Here is a 17,677-nt window from a genome sequence, read left to right as displayed (position 1 = left end):
AATAAATCTGAACATTATGTATCAACTCATCAGAACTGCCCTCCGACAGCCCATTTCCATTGTGGTAGTCGTGATCGGCATCCTATTCTTCTCAATTTTGTCGATACGGAGCATTCCCGTCGACATTTTCCCAAACCTCGATCTGCCCACCATTTACGTAGTGCAGCCCTACGGCGGTATGGCGCCCGACCAGATGGACGGCTTCATCGCTACCCGCTATCAGGACCACTTTCTGTACGTTTCGGGTATCCGCGACGTGGATGTAAAGACGATCCAGGGCTTGTCATTGATCAAGCTTTCGTTCTACCCCGGTACCGACATGGCCCAGGCGGCGGCGGAGGTCGCCAACAACGTCTCCCGTGCGAAGGCCTACATGCCCGAGGGAACGGTACCTCCGCAGGTCGTGCGCTTTGATGCAAGCTCGGTACCGATCGGGCAAATGGTGTTCGAAAGCGCCTCGCGCTCGCTGAACGAAATCCAGGATTTCGCCTCCTCCCGCGTACGCCCGATGTTCAGCCGCATTGAGGGTGTTTCCAGTCCGCCGCCATTTGGAGGTAACCAGCGCACAATTGTAGTCCGCGTCGATCCTGAGCGCATTAGGAGCTATCATTTGACACCCGAAGAAGTGATCAAATCCATTATTGCCAATAACCAACCTTCACCGGCTGGTAATATCCGTATGGGCGACAAGACGCTAATGACGCCTGTCAACTCGCTCATCAAGAAGCCCGAAGATTTTCTGAATATCCCTATCCGCGTCGGTGCAGGCCCTACCGTGTTCATTCGCGATGTGGGTGTAGTCGAAGACGGTGCCGATGTGACGGTAAGCTACGCGTTGATCAACGGCCGCCGGGCGGTTTATATTCCGGTGGTAAAAAAATCGGATGCTTCTACGCTCGATGTGGTGAACAATATCCGCGCTGCATTGCCGCAACTACGGAATGCCGTGCCGGAGGATGTGAAGATTTCCTATGAATTCGACCAGTCGGTGTATGTGACCAACTCTTTGAAAAGCCTCATTACCGAGGGTATTCTGGGTGCGTTGCTTACCGGTTTGATGGTACTACTCTTCCTGCGGGACTGGCGCAGCGTGATCATCGTGATCGTGACCATCCCTATTTCCATTCTTTCAGCCGTGATATTGATGAATTTATTTGGGCAAACGATCAACATCATGACATTGAGCGGGCTCGCTCTGGCTATCGGCGTGCTCGTCGACCAGGCAACGGTGACTATTGAAAACATTCACCAGCACCAGGAAATGGGCAAGCCGAAAGAGCAGGCCATCTGGGACGCGTGTAAGGAAATCGCATTCCCCGAATTCCTGATCCTGTTGGCGATCCTGGCTGTTTTTGCGCCGTCGTTTGTGATGAGTGGTATTCCAAGATCGATGTTCCTGCCGCTTTCGCTGGCCGTAGGTTTTGCGATGATCGCTTCGTTTTTACTTTCCCAAACATTGGTACCGGTCCTTTCCAACTGGCTTTTGAAAGATCATCCGCATCACGAAGCGCCGACATTGGCACTGGATAACCAGGAAATCAATGCTGTGATTGAAGAAGGCGCGCACCCATCGCTGCCACCCACCGGTTTTGAAAAGTTTAAATTAAAATACCTGAATGTACTCGGCGGCATCATGGGCAAGCGGCTGATTGTCCCGGTTTACCTCGCGGGCAGCATCGCATTAATCGTCGGCGGGTTCTTCCTGATCGGTACCGATATTCTCCCGAAGGCCAACAGTCACCAGTTCCAGATGCGCATGCGGGTCCCCGACGGCACGCGTGTCGAGCGGACGGAAGAGGCTACATTGAAGGTTTTGAACCTGATTAAATCGGAGGTTGGGAAAGAGCATGTCGAAATATCCTCGGCTTATGTAGGTACCGTTCCTTCCAGCTATGGTACTTCCAATATTTTCGTGTTCAACAGCGGCCCGCACGAGGCTGTTTTGCAGGTTTCTTTGAAAGAGGATTTTCCTGTAAGAATGGATGCATTGAAAGAGAAACTGCGTGCAAGAATTTCGAAGGAGATTCCCAATCTGGCCATTTCATTTGAGCCAATCGAACTGGTAGACAAAATTATGAGCCAGGGCGCGTCGACACCGATCGAGGTAAGTGTGGCTGCAAAAGATGTGGAAGAAGCCGGAAGATTCGCCCGGAAAATTCAGAAGGAAATGCAGCAGATCGCTTTCCTGCGTGACGTGCAGATTGCCCAGCCCTTGCAGTACCCAATCCTGGACGTCAAAATCGACCGCGAAAGGGCGGGACAATTGGGCATTACGTCCACGCAAGTGGCGCGCTCGATGGTTGCGGCTACGTCTTCCAGCCGTTTCACAGACAAAAACCTCTGGCTCGACGACGCCAAAGGGCTTGCCTACCAGGTACAGGTCCAGATTCCGGAATATCAAATGACTTCTGTTGAAGATATTGGGACAATTCCGTTGAAAACCGGCGTCAGCAACCCGCTGCTGGCCGACGTAGCTACATTCTCCGAAAAAACCGCCCCCGGCGAATACGACCGCGCCGGACCGAACCGACTGGTGACCGTCACTGCCAATATTCATCAAAAAGACCTTGGTGCGGCTACTACCGCCGTTCAGAAAGCAATCAAGAACGTGGGCGAACCACCGCGTGGTGTAATTGTGGAGCTGAAAGGGCAAACCGAGCTGCTCACGGAAACATTGAGCAGCTTGCAAACGGGTCTACTAATCGCCGTCGTGATCATGTTCCTTTTGCTGGCGGCTACCTATCAGTCATTCAAACTGTCGCTCGTTGTACTTTCAACCATTCCTGCGGTAGTAGTGGGTTCGATCGGCCTGCTGCTACTCACCGGCGCGACGCTCAACCTGCAATCTTACATGGGCCTGATCATGTCCGTGGGGGTATCCGTCGCGAATGCGATCCTGATGGTGACCAATGCGGAGAACCTGCGCCTCAAATTACAGGACGCGCATAAAGCCGTGACGCTCGCAGCCGGCAGCCGTATCCGCCCGATCCTGATGACGAGTATTGCAATGATCGCCGGTATGATCCCGATGGCCTCCGGTCTCGGCGAGGGTGGCGACCAGATCGCCCCACTCGGCCAGGCCGTAATCGGCGGACTGATAGCCTCCACATTGGCCTCGCTGCTCATTTTGCCGGCGGTATTCACGCTTGTTCAGCGCAAGGCGTCCGTCAACTCGGTATCCCTCGACCCCGAGGATCCTGAAAGCAATTTCTTCCGTAAAAAACTCCAAACATCCGTTTCCATGAACACCCTGAAATCCATTCTGATACTGATCACCGTTGCCGCGGGCATGAGCGCGTGCAGCAGTACCGCCGAAACGAGCGAAAAGCATCAAGCCAAAGCCCAGGCAGAGCCCCAGGTTGTGGAACTGGCTTATGTAAAAAGTATGAAGCCGGCTAAGCAGATCGCATTACCCGGTGAATTGAAGCCCTGGAACAAGGTCAGTATCCATCCGAAAGTGAAAGGGTTTGTTAAAACAGTGAATGCCGACCGGGGCACGATCGTCAGAAAAGGGCAGGTTCTGGCCGTACTGGAAGCACCGGAAGTGATCTCCGAACTGAGCCAGGCCAAAGCCCAGCTCATCGCCGCCGAAGCGACATTACAGCAAACCACAACGCGTTACCAATCCAGTGCATTGACATACAGCCGCTTGCAGAAGACCAATCGCACCGAGGGGGCTGTGTCGCTCAACGAACTCGACCTCTCCAAAGCGCGCGCAGCGGCCGATAGCTCAGCGATGTCCGTCGCCAAAGGGAATGTCCAGGCGGCAAAGTCATTTATGGAAACCAAAGCCGAGCTATCCCGCTACCTAACCGTAACAGCGCCTTTCGATGGCATTATTACGGAGAGAAATATCAGTCCAGGCGCGCTGGTAGGCCCGGGCGAAGGCGGGGCTAAGCCATTATTTATTTTGGAAGACAATACGAAACTGCGTCTGACGCTCGCGATCCCTGAAAACATGTCCAGCGCCATCCCTAACAAGGGCGAAGTGAGTTTCACGGTTTCGGCCAGTCCCGAAAAAGTTTACAAAGCCGTTTATGCCCGCAGTTCCCGCACATTAACCGAAGAAAACCGCTCGATGATCACCGAGTTCGACGTCACCAACCGCTCCAACGAGCTCAAAGCGGGCATGTACGCACAAGTCCAGCTCAATACAGAGCGTACCGGCAACACGCTTTTCGTCCCCGTCACTTCGGTAGTAAATTCCAGCGAGCAAGTATTTGTGATCCGCGATAAGGGTAAGAAAGCGGAATGGGTTCCTGTGAAACGGGGCGTTGTAGTAGATACGCTGGTAGAAGTTTTCGGAGACCTGCACGACGGCGACGCGATTGTGAAAAAGGCTTCGGAGGAGTATCGTAACGGGCAGGATTTGCAATAAATAACCGCTCGCCCAGCCGGTCGTACATTGTAAAGGGGAAGTTGTTTTCAGGACAACTTTCCCCTTTACTTTTGTTTAAATCCATACACACTATTTCATGAATGTAATCAGTTTCAAAAAATTGAAAGATTTTTACGAACTTCATCCTGATTCAAAAGCATACCTCACTTCTTGGTTCAAAAAAGTGAGGAAGACGGAATGGAGGGATTTCAACGCAGTGAAAGCTGATTTCAGAACCGCTGACCTGATTGCAGACAACAGGATCATTTTCAACATTAAAGGGAATCACTATCGCATGATCACACGGATCAGTTTTGAGCACAAGAGAATCATGATTAAGTGGCTGGGAACGCACTCGGAATATGACCGTATCGATGCAAAAACGATTTAACGAAATGGTAGATGTAAAATTGATCGAAACCGAAGAGGAGTATCAGGAAGCATTAAAACGCATCGAAACACTGTTTGATGCACCCGCGGGCAGCCATGAAGCCAAAGAAGCTGATGTACTTGCACTACTGATCAATCAATATGAAGAAGAACATTATCCGATCGAGGAACCAGATCCTGACGAATATATCAGGATCAGAATGGAAGAAAGGAAATAGCAACTAAAATTTATAAAAAATGCCGGACGTCAGCCGGCATTTTTACTTTTTAGCCTTAAAAGATTACTTCCTGCTGTATGTATCGAGCGTCGCTTCGGGGAAGGATCTCAGGATATCAGCCATGGTGTTTTTGATCATGGTGTTCTGGTCTTCTTTCTTGGTCGGCGCTTTCACTTTTCCGGAAGCCCATCCCTGCCATATCATTCTCTCGGTCGATTTCTGATAGACATTCAGAATGAAACGGCTTTCCTGGTAGTTATAGGTCGAGATATTATTGCCCCCGCCGTACCACCACATATAAGGGGAATACATGTTGTTGGAGCGTACTTGCTGGCGGTCCTTCACGTCGGTCATAAACCGTACCACGATCTCCGGATTCTTCGTGTCCATTTTGTAGCCTTTGGCTTCCATCACTTCTACGACGGCATCTCCCAACCGGCGCCTGTTCAGTTCGCTGCCCAACAAGGGATCCTGCTCCATATTATGCTCGGCCTCCACTTTGAAGGTTTTGAACTGTTTCAGGTTCACTGCCGAATCGTAATCGTAGCTGACTTGAAGGGCATTACTGCACGCCATCATGAATACACCCGCCACAACCGCCATACCAGCGGATTTTATCAACTTCACTATGGTTTTCATTGTGTTTTTAACGTTTGGTTATGTTACAATACTCTGACAGTTTAAGAGGGGGTTTGGTTTAAATGCCTGTGAAACATCTATTAAACTTATAAACAAATAAAACTGGTATATCGATCGCGGAAATTACTTATCCTGAGCTATTTCAAACGTTTGCAAGGCACTCAAACCCTTCATTTAACTTTACCAGGATCCTGCCCTGTATGTTGCAGCGGCAAATTGAAAATATAAAGGCTCCGAAACAAAAACGCGCCCGGATTTTGCCGGACGCGATGTACTGGGAATATATAAGGGACCACGAACTTTAATGACCTATCCTAGACGTGTTTATAGTCAGGATGTTTGTAAGGAGCCCGGTACGCGCGGGCCAGTAATGCATTAGCTTCTCTATCTCCCACAATTTCGCGTTTTATTGGGTCATAAACAATCGAACGGCCCGTTTTCATCGAAAGATTTGCCAAAATGCAACTTGCAGTCGAAATATGCCCTTCTTCGATGTCGGCCACCGGCCTGCCATTCTGCTCTATCGCATTCAGGAAGTCGAGCATGTGAAGACGTGTTGCGGGCGCCGCATTCAGTTCGATCTTGTCCTCTTTCAGATCCTCGGGATATTTTTCCTTTTCGTAAACAACATCCTTATGGATCTTCTCGCCTTTGCCTTGCGGGATGAAATCGTACGCCATCGTACTCGCCCAAAGTGTTCCTTTTTCCCCGTAGAGCGTAAATGACCAGGGATAATCGGGGTTGTTGGGCGTTCCCCATGTACGGTGCTGCCATACGCAGTTCAGGCCGTCGTACTCGAAAATCGCGGACTGGGTGTCGGATATATTGGACTTACCTTCTTTTTGCACATAAATACCACCGGTCGACGTGATTTTTTTCGGCCATCCCAGTTTCAGCATCCAGCGCACCGTGTCGAACATGTGCACGCACATGTCACCGGTAATGCCGTTACCATATTCCATGAACGTCCGCCACCAGCGCACATGCGGCGAGCCGTCGTACGGGCGCAGGGGCGCAGGGCCGGTCCATTTCTCATAATCCAGATAATCCGGCACGGCTTCCACGGGTGGGTTACCATTAGCCCGCATATGGTAATAGCAGCACATTTCAACATGCGAAATCTTGCCCAGCAAGCCCGCGTCCACAATATTTTTCTTGGCATCGATCAAATGTGGCGTACTTTTCCGCTGTGTCCCTACCTGCACTACTTTCTTGTATTTGCGCGCGGCAGCAACCATCGCCTCGCCCTCCAATACATCCACGCTGATCGGCTTCTGCACGTACACGTGCGCGCCCGCCTTTACGGCGTCGATCATCTGCAATGCATGCCAGTGGTCGGGCGATCCGATCAGGACAATGTCCATTTCATTCTCCGCGAGCATCTTCTGGTAATCGCCGTACAACTTCGGCGTCTTCCCCGATTTCTGCCGTTGGCTTACCAGCTTGCCCGCTTCGTTCAATTGATTTTTATCCACATCGCAAAGTGCGATCACCTCCACGGGTGCTACCTGAATCAACCTGAACAGATCACTTTTACCATACCAACCCGTACCAATTAGCCCTACTCGCCATGTTTTGGCGGGGTTGACCAGGTCCATTCCCTGCGCTCCGAAAGTGGAAAGTGCCAATGCAGCCGTAGCCCCGTGGAGAAAACTACGGCGGTTGATATTGAAAGTGTTCATTCGTGATTTTGGTTGGTTTTAGGAAAACTGGCAAAATGCCATCTGCCGGTAAAAGCGCAGAGGAAGCGGCGTTTTACTTTTGTGAAGGGATTATTTTACATTTGCGACACATACAACCGCTCAACTTCCTGCATTCGATATGGTACTTACAATCCAGCGTTTGTATGCAGTCAGAGTTTTATCCTTTTCAGTCGGATGATGACCAACTTTATTTTGAGTTCGTAAGAATCAGTTTCGAGAGAACAATTCGAAAGGCGGTGCTTTTTACAGAATTTCCGCATAGTAACGGGCTTTTCAATCTGGCGCTTTTGGATGTACTTCCGAATGGAGAACTAAGTGATATTGCTTCCCCGGAAAACAATCTCGACTTAGAAAAAGCCATGTCGACTGTCTCGGAATGTTTACGTATTTTTTTGGAGCGATACCCCTACGCCGAAATAAAGATCCAGGGTAACACACCCGCCAAGAGCCGCCTGTACAGGATGGTTCTTGGAAAAGAGCTTTCAAATATTCAAAAGTAGTACGAAATTTATGGTGACAGCGGCACTGTTGTTGAGCCATTTGAGCTTAATAAAACCTATCAAGTTTACATTTTAAAACTTAGACAGCGATGAAAACACCGGTTGAGAGTTTCGAAGACCGCAAAAAAAGAGTACTTGCCGACCCTAAGGTCCAGGCGATTCTCAAAGAAAAAATGGAAGCCACCCGGGAGTTTATTGAAAGCGGGGGACTCGAAAGGCTCCGTGCGTTAAAACGGTAATCTATTTCAAAAACTTCTCAACGTTCCCCTTATCCACCAACTGAAAAGGAATAAGCACCTCTTTCTCAAACGCCTCTTTCTTAGCCGCTTTCACCGCCGTTTCAATCGCCTTTCCGCCTTGCTCTTTGGCATTCTGGAAAACGGTGGCGTCCAAAGTTCCTTTTTTTACCGCTTGTAATGCATCGGGAATAGCGTCTACACTCACCACAAGCACCTTACCTTTCAAACCCGCAGCTTCCAGTGCTTTCACGGCGCCCATGCCCATTTCGTCGTTTTGTGCAAAAATCGCGTTGATCTTGTCGCCGTAGGATTGGATCCAGTTCTCGGTAAGGGACATTCCTTTTGCGCGGTCCCATTCGCCGGTTTGTTCGGCGAGCAATTTGAGGCCCGGGTTAGCTTTCAGGATTTCCTTCGCACCATTATCGCGCCTGATTTGCGCGGCCTGGCCCATGAAACCGTGCATCATCAGCACATTGCCTTTGCCGCCCAGTTTTTCGGCAATGTATTTCATCGCGATGCGAGCGGATTCGGTGTCGTCCGAGCCTACAAATGCCGTGGGTTTTGCAGAAGTTTCCGAATTGACATTGATAATGGGAATTTTGGCGTCCATCGCGAGCTTGATTGCCGGCGAACTCGCTTCTACCTCGCAGGGATTCATGATGATGGCGTCTACTCCCTGACCGATAAAGCTCTCCACCTGCTCCACCTGTTTCAATGCAGAACGTTCTGCGTCGACAGTTATGAGCTCCACACCCATGTCCTTCGCTTTCGCCTCCATTGCGTCGCTTACATTCACGATAAACTCGTTCTGCATGCTCAGCATCGTAGCACCGATCACCAGCTTATCCCCCGCATCCGAGCCGGATTCCTTATTCGAAGATTGGTTACAGCCCGTAAAAAAAGCCATAGCAATGAATGCAGAAAAAATCGCGTTGCGTTTCATATTTTATATTGAATACCTAAAATCTCTAAAAACATCCTCCCCTTCCTCCCTTTCAATCCTTCCTCCCTTTCAATCCTTCTTCCCAACTCCATCCAACACCACCGCACCAATGATGATCACGCCCATCACGACCTGCTGGTAGTAGGAAGTCACATTCAGCAGATCGAGACTGTTGCTGATCACCCCGATGAGCAAGGCGCCGATCAATGTTCCCGTCATCGTTCCGGTGCCGCCCGAGGTACTGGTACCACCGATAATGGCGGCAGCGATGGCATCCAGCTCGAATCCGGCCCCTGCATTAGGCTGGCCGGTGGTAATGCGCGATGTGAGCAGGATACCGCCCAATGCAGAAAGCAACCCGCAAATCGTATATACCCACATTTTGACACGGCTCACACGGATACCCGACGCACGTGCAGCAGGCTCGTTACCCCCAACCGCGTACATATAGCGCCCAAGGATGGTTTTATTCAATAAAATCGAGCAAACCGCGAACGCGACAAACAGGATTATAATCGGAAACGGAATACCGGCGATATTGCCTCCTCCAATGAAGTTGAACGAGTCGGAAAGATTCGAAACGGGCCTTCCCTTGCTTAGTATCAATGCGAGCCCACGGCCGATGGTCATGGTTCCCAGCGTGACGATGAACGGCGGCACTTTGCTTTTTGTAATAACCAAACCATTGAATGCGCCCATAGCAGAGCCAGCTCCTAGGCCAACGAGCAACGGCACAACGAGCGGATAAGTGTCGGGATGCGCGAATGTCGCGGCGGCTACTCCTGTAACGGCTACCATTGAGCCAAGCGAAAGGTCTATCCCGCCCGTAATAATCACAAAAGTGACGCCAAATGCCAGCAATGCATTGATCGAAACCTGGTTCCCAATGATCAGCAGGTTGGAAATTGTAAAAAACTTCGGCGTACTCAATGCCAGCACAAGGCATATCAATGCAAATGCGAAGAAGATACCGTACTGGCCTGATTTGGAGGATCTGTTCATGTTTTAAATTTGGCCTTAGGCTTTAAGCTATAAGCAAAAAATGATTTTAAACTAAAAGCATATAGCTTAAAGCCTATTGCTTATAGCCGCTACGCTACCGCATATCTCATAATCAACTCCTGCGTCGCTTCCTCCTTTGAAAGTAGCGCGGTTTGTTTTCCTTTCGATAAAACCAGTATCCGGTCGCTTAGGCCCAGGATTTCCGGTAATTCCGATGATATCATGATGATCGCCATACCCCGGTCGGCGAGGCTGCGGATCAGTTTATAAATTTCAAATTTTGCCCCAACATCCACGCCTCTGGTCGGTTCGTCGAGGATAATGATTTCGGGCGAAGCAAGCAGCACTTTGCCAATGACGACTTTCTGCTGGTTTCCCCCGCTTAAATACGTGACGTGCTGACCGGTACCGGCCGTTTTGATCTTCAAATCGGCTATCATTTTTTTGGTGACCGATTCTTCGCTGTGTGCGTCGATAAAACCGCCTTTGCGGTGGTTGTTCATGCTTGAAAGGGTGATATTATCCTTGACCGACATTCTTGGAATAAACCCCAGGCCCTTCCTGTCCTCGCTCACATAGCCGATTCCCCTGTTGATGGCCTCGCGCGGCGTACGCGCACGAAGCGGCGACTGTTTGATCGTCACTTCGCCCTCGTCCCATTGATCCAGCCCAAATATCGCCCTCGCTATTTCAGTTCTTCCCGCACCCATCAACCCTGCCAATCCCAGTATTTCACCGGATCTGACATTAAAACTGATATTTGAAAACTTACCTGCTTTACCCAGATTTTGAACGGAAATAACTTCTTCTCCTACCGGCTGCGTCGCTGCCGGAAACATCTGACCGATCTCCCTGCCCACCATCATGGCAATCAATGCATTCTGATCCAGTTCGACCGCGCTTTTGGTACCGATGTATTTGCCATCACGCAGCACGGTGATGGTGTCCGAAATCCGGAATATCTCGTCCATTTTATGCGAGATATAGATAATACCGACGCCCTGCGCTTTCAGATCACGGATAATCTGGAATAATGTCCCCACTTCTTTGTCCGAAATGGCAGAAGTAGGCTCATCCATGATAATCACTTTTGCGTTATTGGAGACAGCCTTCGCGATCTCCACCATCTGCATTTGTGCCACGCTGAGGGATCTCATTTTCGCCTTTGGAGCGATGTTGACACCCATTCGATCAAGCAATGCAGCCGCCCGCTGGTTAATTTCTGAATCATTCAGCCAACCGGAGAGAATTCCGCTTTTGCCCGAAACTTCCCTTTCCCTTCCCAAAAAAATGTTCTGCGCCACGGTCAGTTCGGGGATAATCAGGATTTCCTGATGGATCATGGAAATGCCTTTTTTCAAAGTTTCATTCACATTGCTGCCGATCAGGTTTTCGCCTTCAAGCAAGACCTCGCCGGCATCGGGTGTCACCAATCCGATCAGTATTTTCATGAAGGTCGATTTCCCAGCCCCATTCTCGCCCATTAAGGCATGCACTTCGCCTTTTTTCAGGTCAAAATGGATATTGTCCAGCGCTTTCACGCCAGAGAACGATTTGGAAATTTCCTTAACCCTTAGAATGTAATCGGACATAGCAGAATCGAAACTGAGGCTTTAACCTTTCCCGCATAGTGGGTTCCGGTTAAAGCCTCAGATTATGAATGCATTATTGGATTAACCTTCCCAATGTACGCCGGTGTCTTTCCAGCTTTTGGAAGCCGCCGATTCGAGTACCGCTTCACACACTTTCTGTGTTTCGTAAGCGTCCTTGAAAGTCGGCGAGCAAGGTTTGCCGGTTTGCAGGCTTTCGAAGAAATCGGCTGCCTGATGTATGAATGAATGTTCGTAACCAATGCTGGTACCGGGGATCCACCAACGCTTCATGTAAGGCTGGTCGCTGTCCGTCACCAGGATCGAACGCCATCCGCGGACAATCGACTCATCGTTGTGGTCGAAATATTCGAGGCGGTTCAGGTCATGCAGGTCCCAACGAATGGAAGCATGCTCACCATTGATTTCAAAAGTATAAAGCGCCTTATGGCCGCGCGCATAACGTGTAGATTCGAACAAGCCCAACGACCCATTATCGAAATGGCAGTGAAAAATACAAGCGTCGTCGATACCTACTTTCTGAACTTCGCCGGTACCGGTATGCTTGCGTTCTTTGATAAACGTCTCAGCCACAGCGGAAACGTCCTTAATGCCGCCATTGATCCACATCGCCGTGTCGATACAGTGTGCCAGCAAATCACCCGTCACACCCGAACCCGCTGCATCCACGTCGAGGCGCCAGGTTGCGGTTCCGCCCTGCGGTACATCCGGGCTGATCGTCCAGTCTTGCAGGAAGTTGGCGCGGTAGTGGAAAATGCGGCCCAGTTTGCCTGAATCCACAATTTGTTTTGCCAATGTCACAGCGGGCACACGGCGGTAGTTGTACCACACAGTGTTTTTCACGCCGGCAGCTTCAATAGCATCCACCATTGTTTTAGCTTCTGCCAACGTCCGTGCAAGGGGTTTCTCGCAAAGGATCATTTTCCCTTTCGCAGCCGCCGCCAGCGCGATTTCCGCGTGCGTATCATTCGGTGTACAAATGTCCACAGCGTCGATATCGTCGCGCTCGATGATCCTGCGCCAGTCGGTTTCGTAGGATTCGTAACCCCACTGTTCCGCGAAAGCTTTCACTTTCTCCTCGTTACGGGAGCAAACAGCCGCCAGGACAGGACGGTATTCCAGCTCAGGGAAAAAGTCCCCGATTCTTTTATAACCATTGGTATGCGTGCGGCCCATCAAACCGGAACCGATCAACGCGACACGGATTTGTTTTTTTTCTGACATTTTGTTTAATGCTTTAGGCTGTAAGCTATAAGCTTTAAGCCTTAGGTTTTTGGAATATTTTAAAAGCTTTAAGCCTTAGGCTATATGCTTTATGCACGCGTACAGTACAAATCGGCGAAGCATTCAGCTTACAGCTTATAGCCTACTGCTTACAGCTTAAAGCCCTTACGCCTGCCACCCATGCGCATTACGCACCTTCACCAGCGCCGCGAGGATATCGTTCCAGGTTTGCTGCTTGTACATTACCTCGTTCGGGAACATGCAGCCGTCCCAGCAAATGTGACGGAATGCCTTTGTGAGTTCGCCCTTTTCGTCGCGGAGCCAGAAGCCTGCATGGTGTGCGATGTCGAGCTTGCCGTTCGGATCGGTAGCAAGGCAGTGACGACCGGTTTTATCATGTGAGCCGGTTCCGTGTACGGTTCCGTCGTTTTGTGCTACGTGGAAATCGATTGTCCAGGGACGAAGCGCGGCTGTCATTTTTTTGAAGGCTTCATCCAATGTGGCGCGGTCGTTCCATTCGAAGTCGGCTGGCAGAATGCGGTCTTCCGGCGCATTATAGCCCAGCAAATAAAGGAAAGTATGGGACATATCCGCCTGGAAACCGACGTTTGGACGGTCCACCGCTTCGAGTGTGTCGATCATCGCTTTCCAGCTGTGCATACCGCCCCAGCAGATTTCGCCTTCGGCAGCGAGTCTTTCCCCAAAATCAGCGGCTACATCGGCGGCACGTCTGAAAGTTTCGGCAATCTGTTTAGTGTTGCCTTTCGGGTCGGACGACCATGCTTCCGGCGAAGCAGCCGAGTCGATACGGATCACACCGCCGTTGCGGACCCCGGTGTCACGAAGTTGCTTACCGAACTCGCACGCCTTTCGCACCTGCTCCACAAAGGTGTCGCGCGCCTCTTTCGTACCCATCGCAGAGCCGGCCCATACGTTGGCTACCAGGCTTCCTGCTTCCAGGTTATACCCGGCCAACTTATCAGCCAGACGCTTTCCACCATCAGCCGCATTCAGGTATTCGCCAATATGCTCGTCGAACAAACCGATATCGACGCCGTCGAATTTCACGCCATCCACTTCCGCAGCGGCAGTCTTTTCAAGCAATGTATCAAAAGGAATAATCGGCTCCGAGTCGGAGCCTTTGCCCACGATGCCAGGCCATGTGGCATTATGGAGTTTGGGGAAATTATTTTCAGGCATGGTTTAAGAGATAAGGGCTTTAAGCTGTAGGCCGTAGGCTGTAAGCTTAAAGCTTGATGAATAAAAGGGAAATGAGTTTTAAGCAGTAAGTATTAAGCTGTAAGCTTTAGGCTGTAAGTCTTGACTATGAACAGTTGAGCATAAGGCTTATTGCTTACAGCTTATAGCCTACGGCCCTACAATACCAAATCAGGGTTACCCGGACCGAAGTGCTTCAACATTACAATCGGGTCGGTCTTCGATGGGTTGCTGATTGTAACGCCTTCGATCGCAGCGGCTTCGGTTACGAAATATTCGTCGTTGGTCAGTTGCCCGTAGCGGATCAATGCAGGGGTTTCGATGTCCCATGTACCGAATTTGCCGTGGCCCTGCATGACGATCATTCCGTATGCAGCAGCGTCTTTAATGGTAACAGTCTGTCCGGGGAAAACGGTAAGTTCCTTGGCGCTGTAGGCCTCGTTTTTATAGCAAATCCAGTTTTCACTATATCCTTCTTCCGCCATCGCAGCGACATCTTTTACCGGTTTGGGGCGCATGAAATGCTTCTCCATTAAATTAGGATTTACATTCAAATCCCAGTCGATCACTTCCATCAACAGGTCATAATCGCCAATTCTGTCTTTCGGTGTTCCTTTCCAAAGCAGCTCTTCCGGAATAACCGCCTCATTGACAAGCGATTGATACATCGCAAAAATATCCGATGCTTTTTGAGGCTCATAGGTACACAAGCTGCCCGGCGCGTGTAACATGCCAGGAGGCACATCCCAGCCTGTCCCCGGCTCCAGACGAAATGCCTGGGAGTAATTGGTAATCTTATTGTCGCCCTTGGTGAAATTCATCAGACACTCTTTGATCTGCTCTTTGGTCGTACCGGGAGCGATACCAAGGAATGTGTATGGAAAATCGCCGCCGTGATTGTTCAGTTGAGGCGGGAAATAGTAGGCTTCCGGCTTTCCATTCTGGCCCACCATCGCGGCGTGTTCGTCTCTGTGGTGAATGTGATGCGGAAGCGGCCCCATATTGTCAAAAAACTTGGAGTACATGGGCCAGCTCTTGTATTGATCCCAAAGTCTGTCGCCTATAATCTGGCCTTTCAGCTCTTCTACTGCGTCCCGCAATGTCACTTTTTGAACGCCTGATTCGTCTTCAAAAACGATTTGGCTCAAACCTTCATTTTCGCCTGTAAGCGGCCCGTTTTCCGCAGGAGTGGTTGAAGACAGCCAGCGTTCATCGATACCACCACGCTCTCCACCCAGCACATAGTAATCGTCGGGGTGCAATTTGATCCTGCGGCCGGGAACGCAAAACGAACGCGGCACCCATGTCGGCGCCAGACGCAAAATTCCCTTTCCCTGCTCCAACGCCTTCTCAGCTATACTTGAAAGTCCCATTGTTTTTGTATTAAAAAATTGGTTTTGGTTGATACTTGGTTAAAATTTTTGTGGTGTGTTAATACGCTGTCGTTCCTGTCATCCTGAGCGGACCGGGCCGCCGGGCGGTCGAAGGATTGTGACGACGACGCCTTTGCATCACGCTACTACCCTTCGACTTCGCTCAGGGTGACATTGCCGTTACACATTCACCTTCAATTCAAATTCTTCGATCTCCTCTTTTGCGGTCAATACGCTCAATTCTAGGTCGTACTCCCGTGTTTCCTCGGGTTGCAGGAAGATCAGCGTGCCGTCCTCCCGGGCTTTTGCCTGTCCGGAGAGCGGATGCGTGCTCGGCTCGATGCCGGTCACATATTCGCCTTTGCCCCAATGCTGCCAGTTGGCCAGCCAGGGCAATTGTTCCTTTTTGAATTTCAATGCGACGGCCAGTCCCAGTTTCTCATTATGCAACCCGCAAATACTGTCCCCGAAAATATCCGCGTCGACATCGATCAAAGCTACTTCTTCGCCGCTCCCGAGGTGGCTCTCCAGCGGCGCGGGCGCTTTTTTGAAGGCATTACCCTCCTTGAAAATTTTCGCATTCTCTTCAAAGCGCGGATGCCATCGGCCATTCCATAGTATATCGGTTCCCTCGTCCACGACCGGCCAGCCGAAATTGAAATGATACAGCAGCATATGCGGGGCCGCGGTATTGGCCTTATTGATTACCTCATCGTGAATTCGCAGTTTCGCTTCGCCCAATGTGGCCGAAATGGTCCGTTTCAGCTCCAAACTCGGGCCGAACGGGCGCGTTTCGCGGATAATGCCGGTAATACTCATGTCGTACTTTCCAGCACGTAAATCAGGCTGAACGACCGAAATAATTTCTGCCGGCTGGTTACCGATCAGCCCGTGCAACCCACGGTCGCCGAAGCTATCGGACTCCGGCCCTCCCGCATGCGAGAGGCCGCAGGTGGTGAGCAAGCCGCCGCCAAATGTGCGGAGCCAATCAATGCCTTTGTCCGAGAATGGTTGCGGAGAAGTAACGCCGCCGTGACTGATCCACGCCAGGCTGTGCTGGTTGTAAAACGCCTCGGCAATATCCATCGCCCGGTCTATCACTACCTTGAACCGCAAGCCACCGCCGGTATTGATCCACGCAATGCGGGTACCACGGCCCGCGCCATTGTCGAGCACGGAAGTTTCAATGCCGCCCACCTGCACGTGGTTCGAAACTTTCTCCTTCCAGTCCAGTACCCTCCGATCCTGATCTTTTGAATCCGCGATCTCCATTATATCTTAATTAAACTCGTAATTATCTAAACCTGAAAAAGGCGCAAAATGCCTTACTTTAATGCTTTTACTCAAAAAATGCGGAGTCAGGCCACCGGAACGCTGGTCAGCCAGTTTCTCACTCTTGCGTTAAAATCTTCTGTATTTTCAAAATGAAATGCGTGCCCCAGCCTGTCGTACAGGAACAACTCGGCGCCCGGAATACCGTTGGCGACCTCCTCGGCCATCCACACCGGCGTGAAAATGTCTTCCTTACCGCCAATGACAAGGGTCGGCGCGTTGATCTTGCCCAGATCCTGTAATGCATGATGGCTGATACAAGCGGCCGCCTGCCCCTCCAATCCGTGCAATGGCTGCGGGAACGGGTTAAAGGCATCTATTTTACGGCCATTTTCCAGGTCTTCGTGCTGCTTCGCATCGTCCCACGACGATTTTGAAAAGATCAGCAATTGCATGTATAAACTAAACTCCTCCGGCCTGAAACGAGCCTTCGCATTCATAATGTGCTGGAAAAGGCCCTTTGCGTAGTTGTCACACCGCGCCCAGGGGCACATGAGCACAAGTGACTTTACCTTTTTAGGATGCCGGATCGCCAGCTGCTGCGCAATGGTGCTACCCATCGAGCAGCCGATAACGTTGACATTCTCCAAACCCAGAGAATCCAGCAGACCGGCATAATCGTCCGCCATTTGCTCGGTGGAGTATGGACCGGCCGGTTTGTCGGTCAGCCCTACACCCCGGTTATCCCCGATAATACAGCGGAAATGGTGTTTCCAGTCCGCCACATGCACATTCCACACCGCCCCCGGCGCAGTAATGCCCATAATGAGCAGCAAAGGCTCCCCCGAACCGCGCTCTTCGTAGTAAAAGTTGATACCGTTGGTTTTTATGGTGGGCATGTTGTGGCTGTATGCTTTTGGCTGTATGCTATATGCTTTAAGCCGTAGGCTGTTTTTTTGTGATGATTA

At 50.6% G+C, this 17,677-nt stretch carries 15 protein-coding genes; 5 read left to right on the top strand and 10 right to left on the bottom strand.

The window, feature by feature from the left end; genetic code table 11:
- The first annotated feature begins 16 nt into the window (after positions 1-16).
- From AAHB90_RS24300 to AAHB90_RS24290, 3 genes are all read left to right on the top strand, one after another.
- Positions 17-4,378, top strand: coding sequence for an efflux RND transporter permease subunit (locus AAHB90_RS24300; RefSeq protein ID WP_342087842.1), 4,362 nt, complete (start codon positions 17-19; stop codon positions 4,376-4,378).
- Positions 4,379-4,475: 97 nt separating this feature from the next.
- Positions 4,476-4,769: a type II toxin-antitoxin system HigB family toxin gene (locus tag AAHB90_RS24295; protein ID WP_342087841.1), complete on the top strand. Its 294-nt coding sequence runs from the start codon at positions 4,476-4,478 to the stop codon at positions 4,767-4,769.
- A gap of 4 nt (positions 4,770-4,773) precedes the next feature.
- Positions 4,774-4,986 carry a helix-turn-helix domain-containing protein gene (locus tag AAHB90_RS24290; RefSeq protein ID WP_342087840.1) on the top strand — a complete coding sequence of 71 codons (213 nt, stop codon included), beginning with the start codon at positions 4,774-4,776 and terminating at the stop codon, positions 4,984-4,986.
- Between the two features lie 63 nt (positions 4,987-5,049).
- On the opposite strand, the gene AAHB90_RS24285 is transcribed toward AAHB90_RS24290, so the two are convergent.
- Both AAHB90_RS24285 and AAHB90_RS24280 read right to left on the bottom strand, forming a co-directional pair.
- Positions 5,050-5,625 carry a DUF4136 domain-containing protein gene (locus tag AAHB90_RS24285; RefSeq protein ID WP_342087839.1) on the bottom strand — a complete coding sequence of 192 codons (576 nt, stop codon included), beginning with the start codon at positions 5,623-5,625 and terminating at the stop codon, positions 5,050-5,052.
- 314 nt (positions 5,626-5,939) lie between these two features.
- A complete protein-coding gene (locus AAHB90_RS24280; RefSeq protein ID WP_342087838.1) occupies positions 5,940-7,307 on the bottom strand; it encodes a Gfo/Idh/MocA family protein in 1,368 nt (455 codons plus the stop codon).
- Positions 7,308-7,309: 2 nt separating this feature from the next.
- Between AAHB90_RS24280 and AAHB90_RS24275 the strand changes: the two genes are divergently transcribed.
- Complete coding sequence (locus tag AAHB90_RS24275; protein WP_342087837.1) at positions 7,310-7,828, top strand: DUF6934 family protein; 519 nt, start codon at positions 7,310-7,312, stop codon at positions 7,826-7,828.
- A gap of 89 nt (positions 7,829-7,917) precedes the next feature.
- Positions 7,918-8,067, top strand: coding sequence for a hypothetical protein (locus AAHB90_RS24270; protein WP_177194041.1), 150 nt, complete (start codon positions 7,918-7,920; stop codon positions 8,065-8,067).
- A 1-nt stretch (position 8,068) separates the two neighbouring features.
- Here the strand turns inward: AAHB90_RS24270 and AAHB90_RS24265 are convergent, their stop codons facing one another.
- The 8 genes from AAHB90_RS24265 to AAHB90_RS24230 all read right to left on the bottom strand — a co-directional run bounded on the left by AAHB90_RS24265 (position 8,069) and on the right by AAHB90_RS24230 (position 17,608).
- A complete protein-coding gene (locus AAHB90_RS24265; RefSeq protein WP_342087836.1) occupies positions 8,069-9,010 on the bottom strand; it encodes a sugar ABC transporter substrate-binding protein in 942 nt (313 codons plus the stop codon).
- Positions 9,011-9,079: 69 nt separating this feature from the next.
- The gene (locus AAHB90_RS24260) at positions 9,080-10,012 is read right to left on the bottom strand and encodes an ABC transporter permease (RefSeq protein ID WP_342087835.1); all 933 of its coding nucleotides are present in this window, start codon (positions 10,010-10,012) and stop codon (positions 9,080-9,082) included.
- Between the two features lie 89 nt (positions 10,013-10,101).
- Positions 10,102-11,604, bottom strand: coding sequence for a sugar ABC transporter ATP-binding protein (locus AAHB90_RS24255; RefSeq protein ID WP_342087834.1), 1,503 nt, complete (start codon positions 11,602-11,604; stop codon positions 10,102-10,104).
- 81 nt (positions 11,605-11,685) lie between these two features.
- On the bottom strand, positions 11,686-12,846 hold the full coding sequence (locus AAHB90_RS24250) for a Gfo/Idh/MocA family protein (RefSeq protein ID WP_342087833.1): 1,161 nt from the start codon (positions 12,844-12,846) through the stop codon (positions 11,686-11,688).
- Between the two features lie 165 nt (positions 12,847-13,011).
- Entirely contained in the window at positions 13,012-14,046 is a 1,035-nt protein-coding gene (locus AAHB90_RS24245; RefSeq protein WP_342087832.1) for a sugar phosphate isomerase/epimerase family protein, read from the bottom strand.
- Between the two features lie 176 nt (positions 14,047-14,222).
- Entirely contained in the window at positions 14,223-15,437 is a 1,215-nt protein-coding gene (locus tag AAHB90_RS24240) for a class I mannose-6-phosphate isomerase (RefSeq protein WP_342087831.1), read from the bottom strand.
- A 180-nt stretch (positions 15,438-15,617) separates the two neighbouring features.
- Positions 15,618-16,709, bottom strand: a complete 1,092-nt coding sequence (locus AAHB90_RS24235; protein ID WP_342087830.1) for an aldose 1-epimerase family protein — start codon at positions 16,707-16,709, stop codon at positions 15,618-15,620.
- 86 nt (positions 16,710-16,795) lie between these two features.
- The gene (locus AAHB90_RS24230; protein WP_342087829.1) at positions 16,796-17,608 is read right to left on the bottom strand and encodes an alpha/beta fold hydrolase; all 813 of its coding nucleotides are present in this window, start codon (positions 17,606-17,608) and stop codon (positions 16,796-16,798) included.
- Between the last annotated feature and the right edge of the window lie 69 nt (positions 17,609-17,677).

Source organism: Dyadobacter sp. OTU695, from assembly GCF_038440355.1.
In the GTDB taxonomy this organism is placed as follows: domain Bacteria; phylum Bacteroidota; class Bacteroidia; order Cytophagales; family Spirosomataceae; genus Dyadobacter.
The sequence above is the reverse complement of the archived record's forward strand: the minus strand, read 5'-3'. Positions and strand labels throughout refer to the sequence as shown.

What these genes read in the sequence shown, in the direction of transcription:
- AAHB90_RS24300 (WP_342087842.1), top strand. Translation starts at nt 17, where the DNA reads ATGTATCAACTCATCAGAACTGCCCTCCGACAGCCCATTTCCATTGTG.
- AAHB90_RS24295 (WP_342087841.1), top strand. Translation starts at nt 4,476, where the DNA reads ATGAATGTAATCAGTTTCAAAAAATTGAAAGATTTTTACGAACTTCAT.
- AAHB90_RS24290 (WP_342087840.1), top strand. Translation starts at nt 4,774, where the DNA reads ATGGTAGATGTAAAATTGATCGAAACCGAAGAGGAGTATCAGGAAGCA.
- AAHB90_RS24285 (WP_342087839.1), bottom strand. Translation starts at nt 5,625, where the DNA reads ATGAAAACCATAGTGAAGTTGATAAAATCCGCTGGTATGGCGGTTGTG.
- AAHB90_RS24280 (WP_342087838.1), bottom strand. Translation starts at nt 7,307, where the DNA reads ATGAACACTTTCAATATCAACCGCCGTAGTTTTCTCCACGGGGCTACG.
- AAHB90_RS24270 (WP_177194041.1), top strand. Translation starts at nt 7,918, where the DNA reads ATGAAAACACCGGTTGAGAGTTTCGAAGACCGCAAAAAAAGAGTACTT.
- AAHB90_RS24265 (WP_342087836.1), bottom strand. Translation starts at nt 9,010, where the DNA reads ATGAAACGCAACGCGATTTTTTCTGCATTCATTGCTATGGCTTTTTTT.
- AAHB90_RS24260 (WP_342087835.1), bottom strand. Translation starts at nt 10,012, where the DNA reads ATGAACAGATCCTCCAAATCAGGCCAGTACGGTATCTTCTTCGCATTT.
- AAHB90_RS24255 (WP_342087834.1), bottom strand. Translation starts at nt 11,604, where the DNA reads ATGTCCGATTACATTCTAAGGGTTAAGGAAATTTCCAAATCGTTCTCT.
- AAHB90_RS24250 (WP_342087833.1), bottom strand. Translation starts at nt 12,846, where the DNA reads ATGTCAGAAAAAAAACAAATCCGTGTCGCGTTGATCGGTTCCGGTTTG.
- AAHB90_RS24245 (WP_342087832.1), bottom strand. Translation starts at nt 14,046, where the DNA reads ATGCCTGAAAATAATTTCCCCAAACTCCATAATGCCACATGGCCTGGC.
- AAHB90_RS24240 (WP_342087831.1), bottom strand. Translation starts at nt 15,437, where the DNA reads ATGGGACTTTCAAGTATAGCTGAGAAGGCGTTGGAGCAGGGAAAGGGA.
- AAHB90_RS24235 (WP_342087830.1), bottom strand. Translation starts at nt 16,709, where the DNA reads ATGGAGATCGCGGATTCAAAAGATCAGGATCGGAGGGTACTGGACTGG.
- AAHB90_RS24230 (WP_342087829.1), bottom strand. Translation starts at nt 17,608, where the DNA reads ATGCCCACCATAAAAACCAACGGTATCAACTTTTACTACGAAGAGCGC.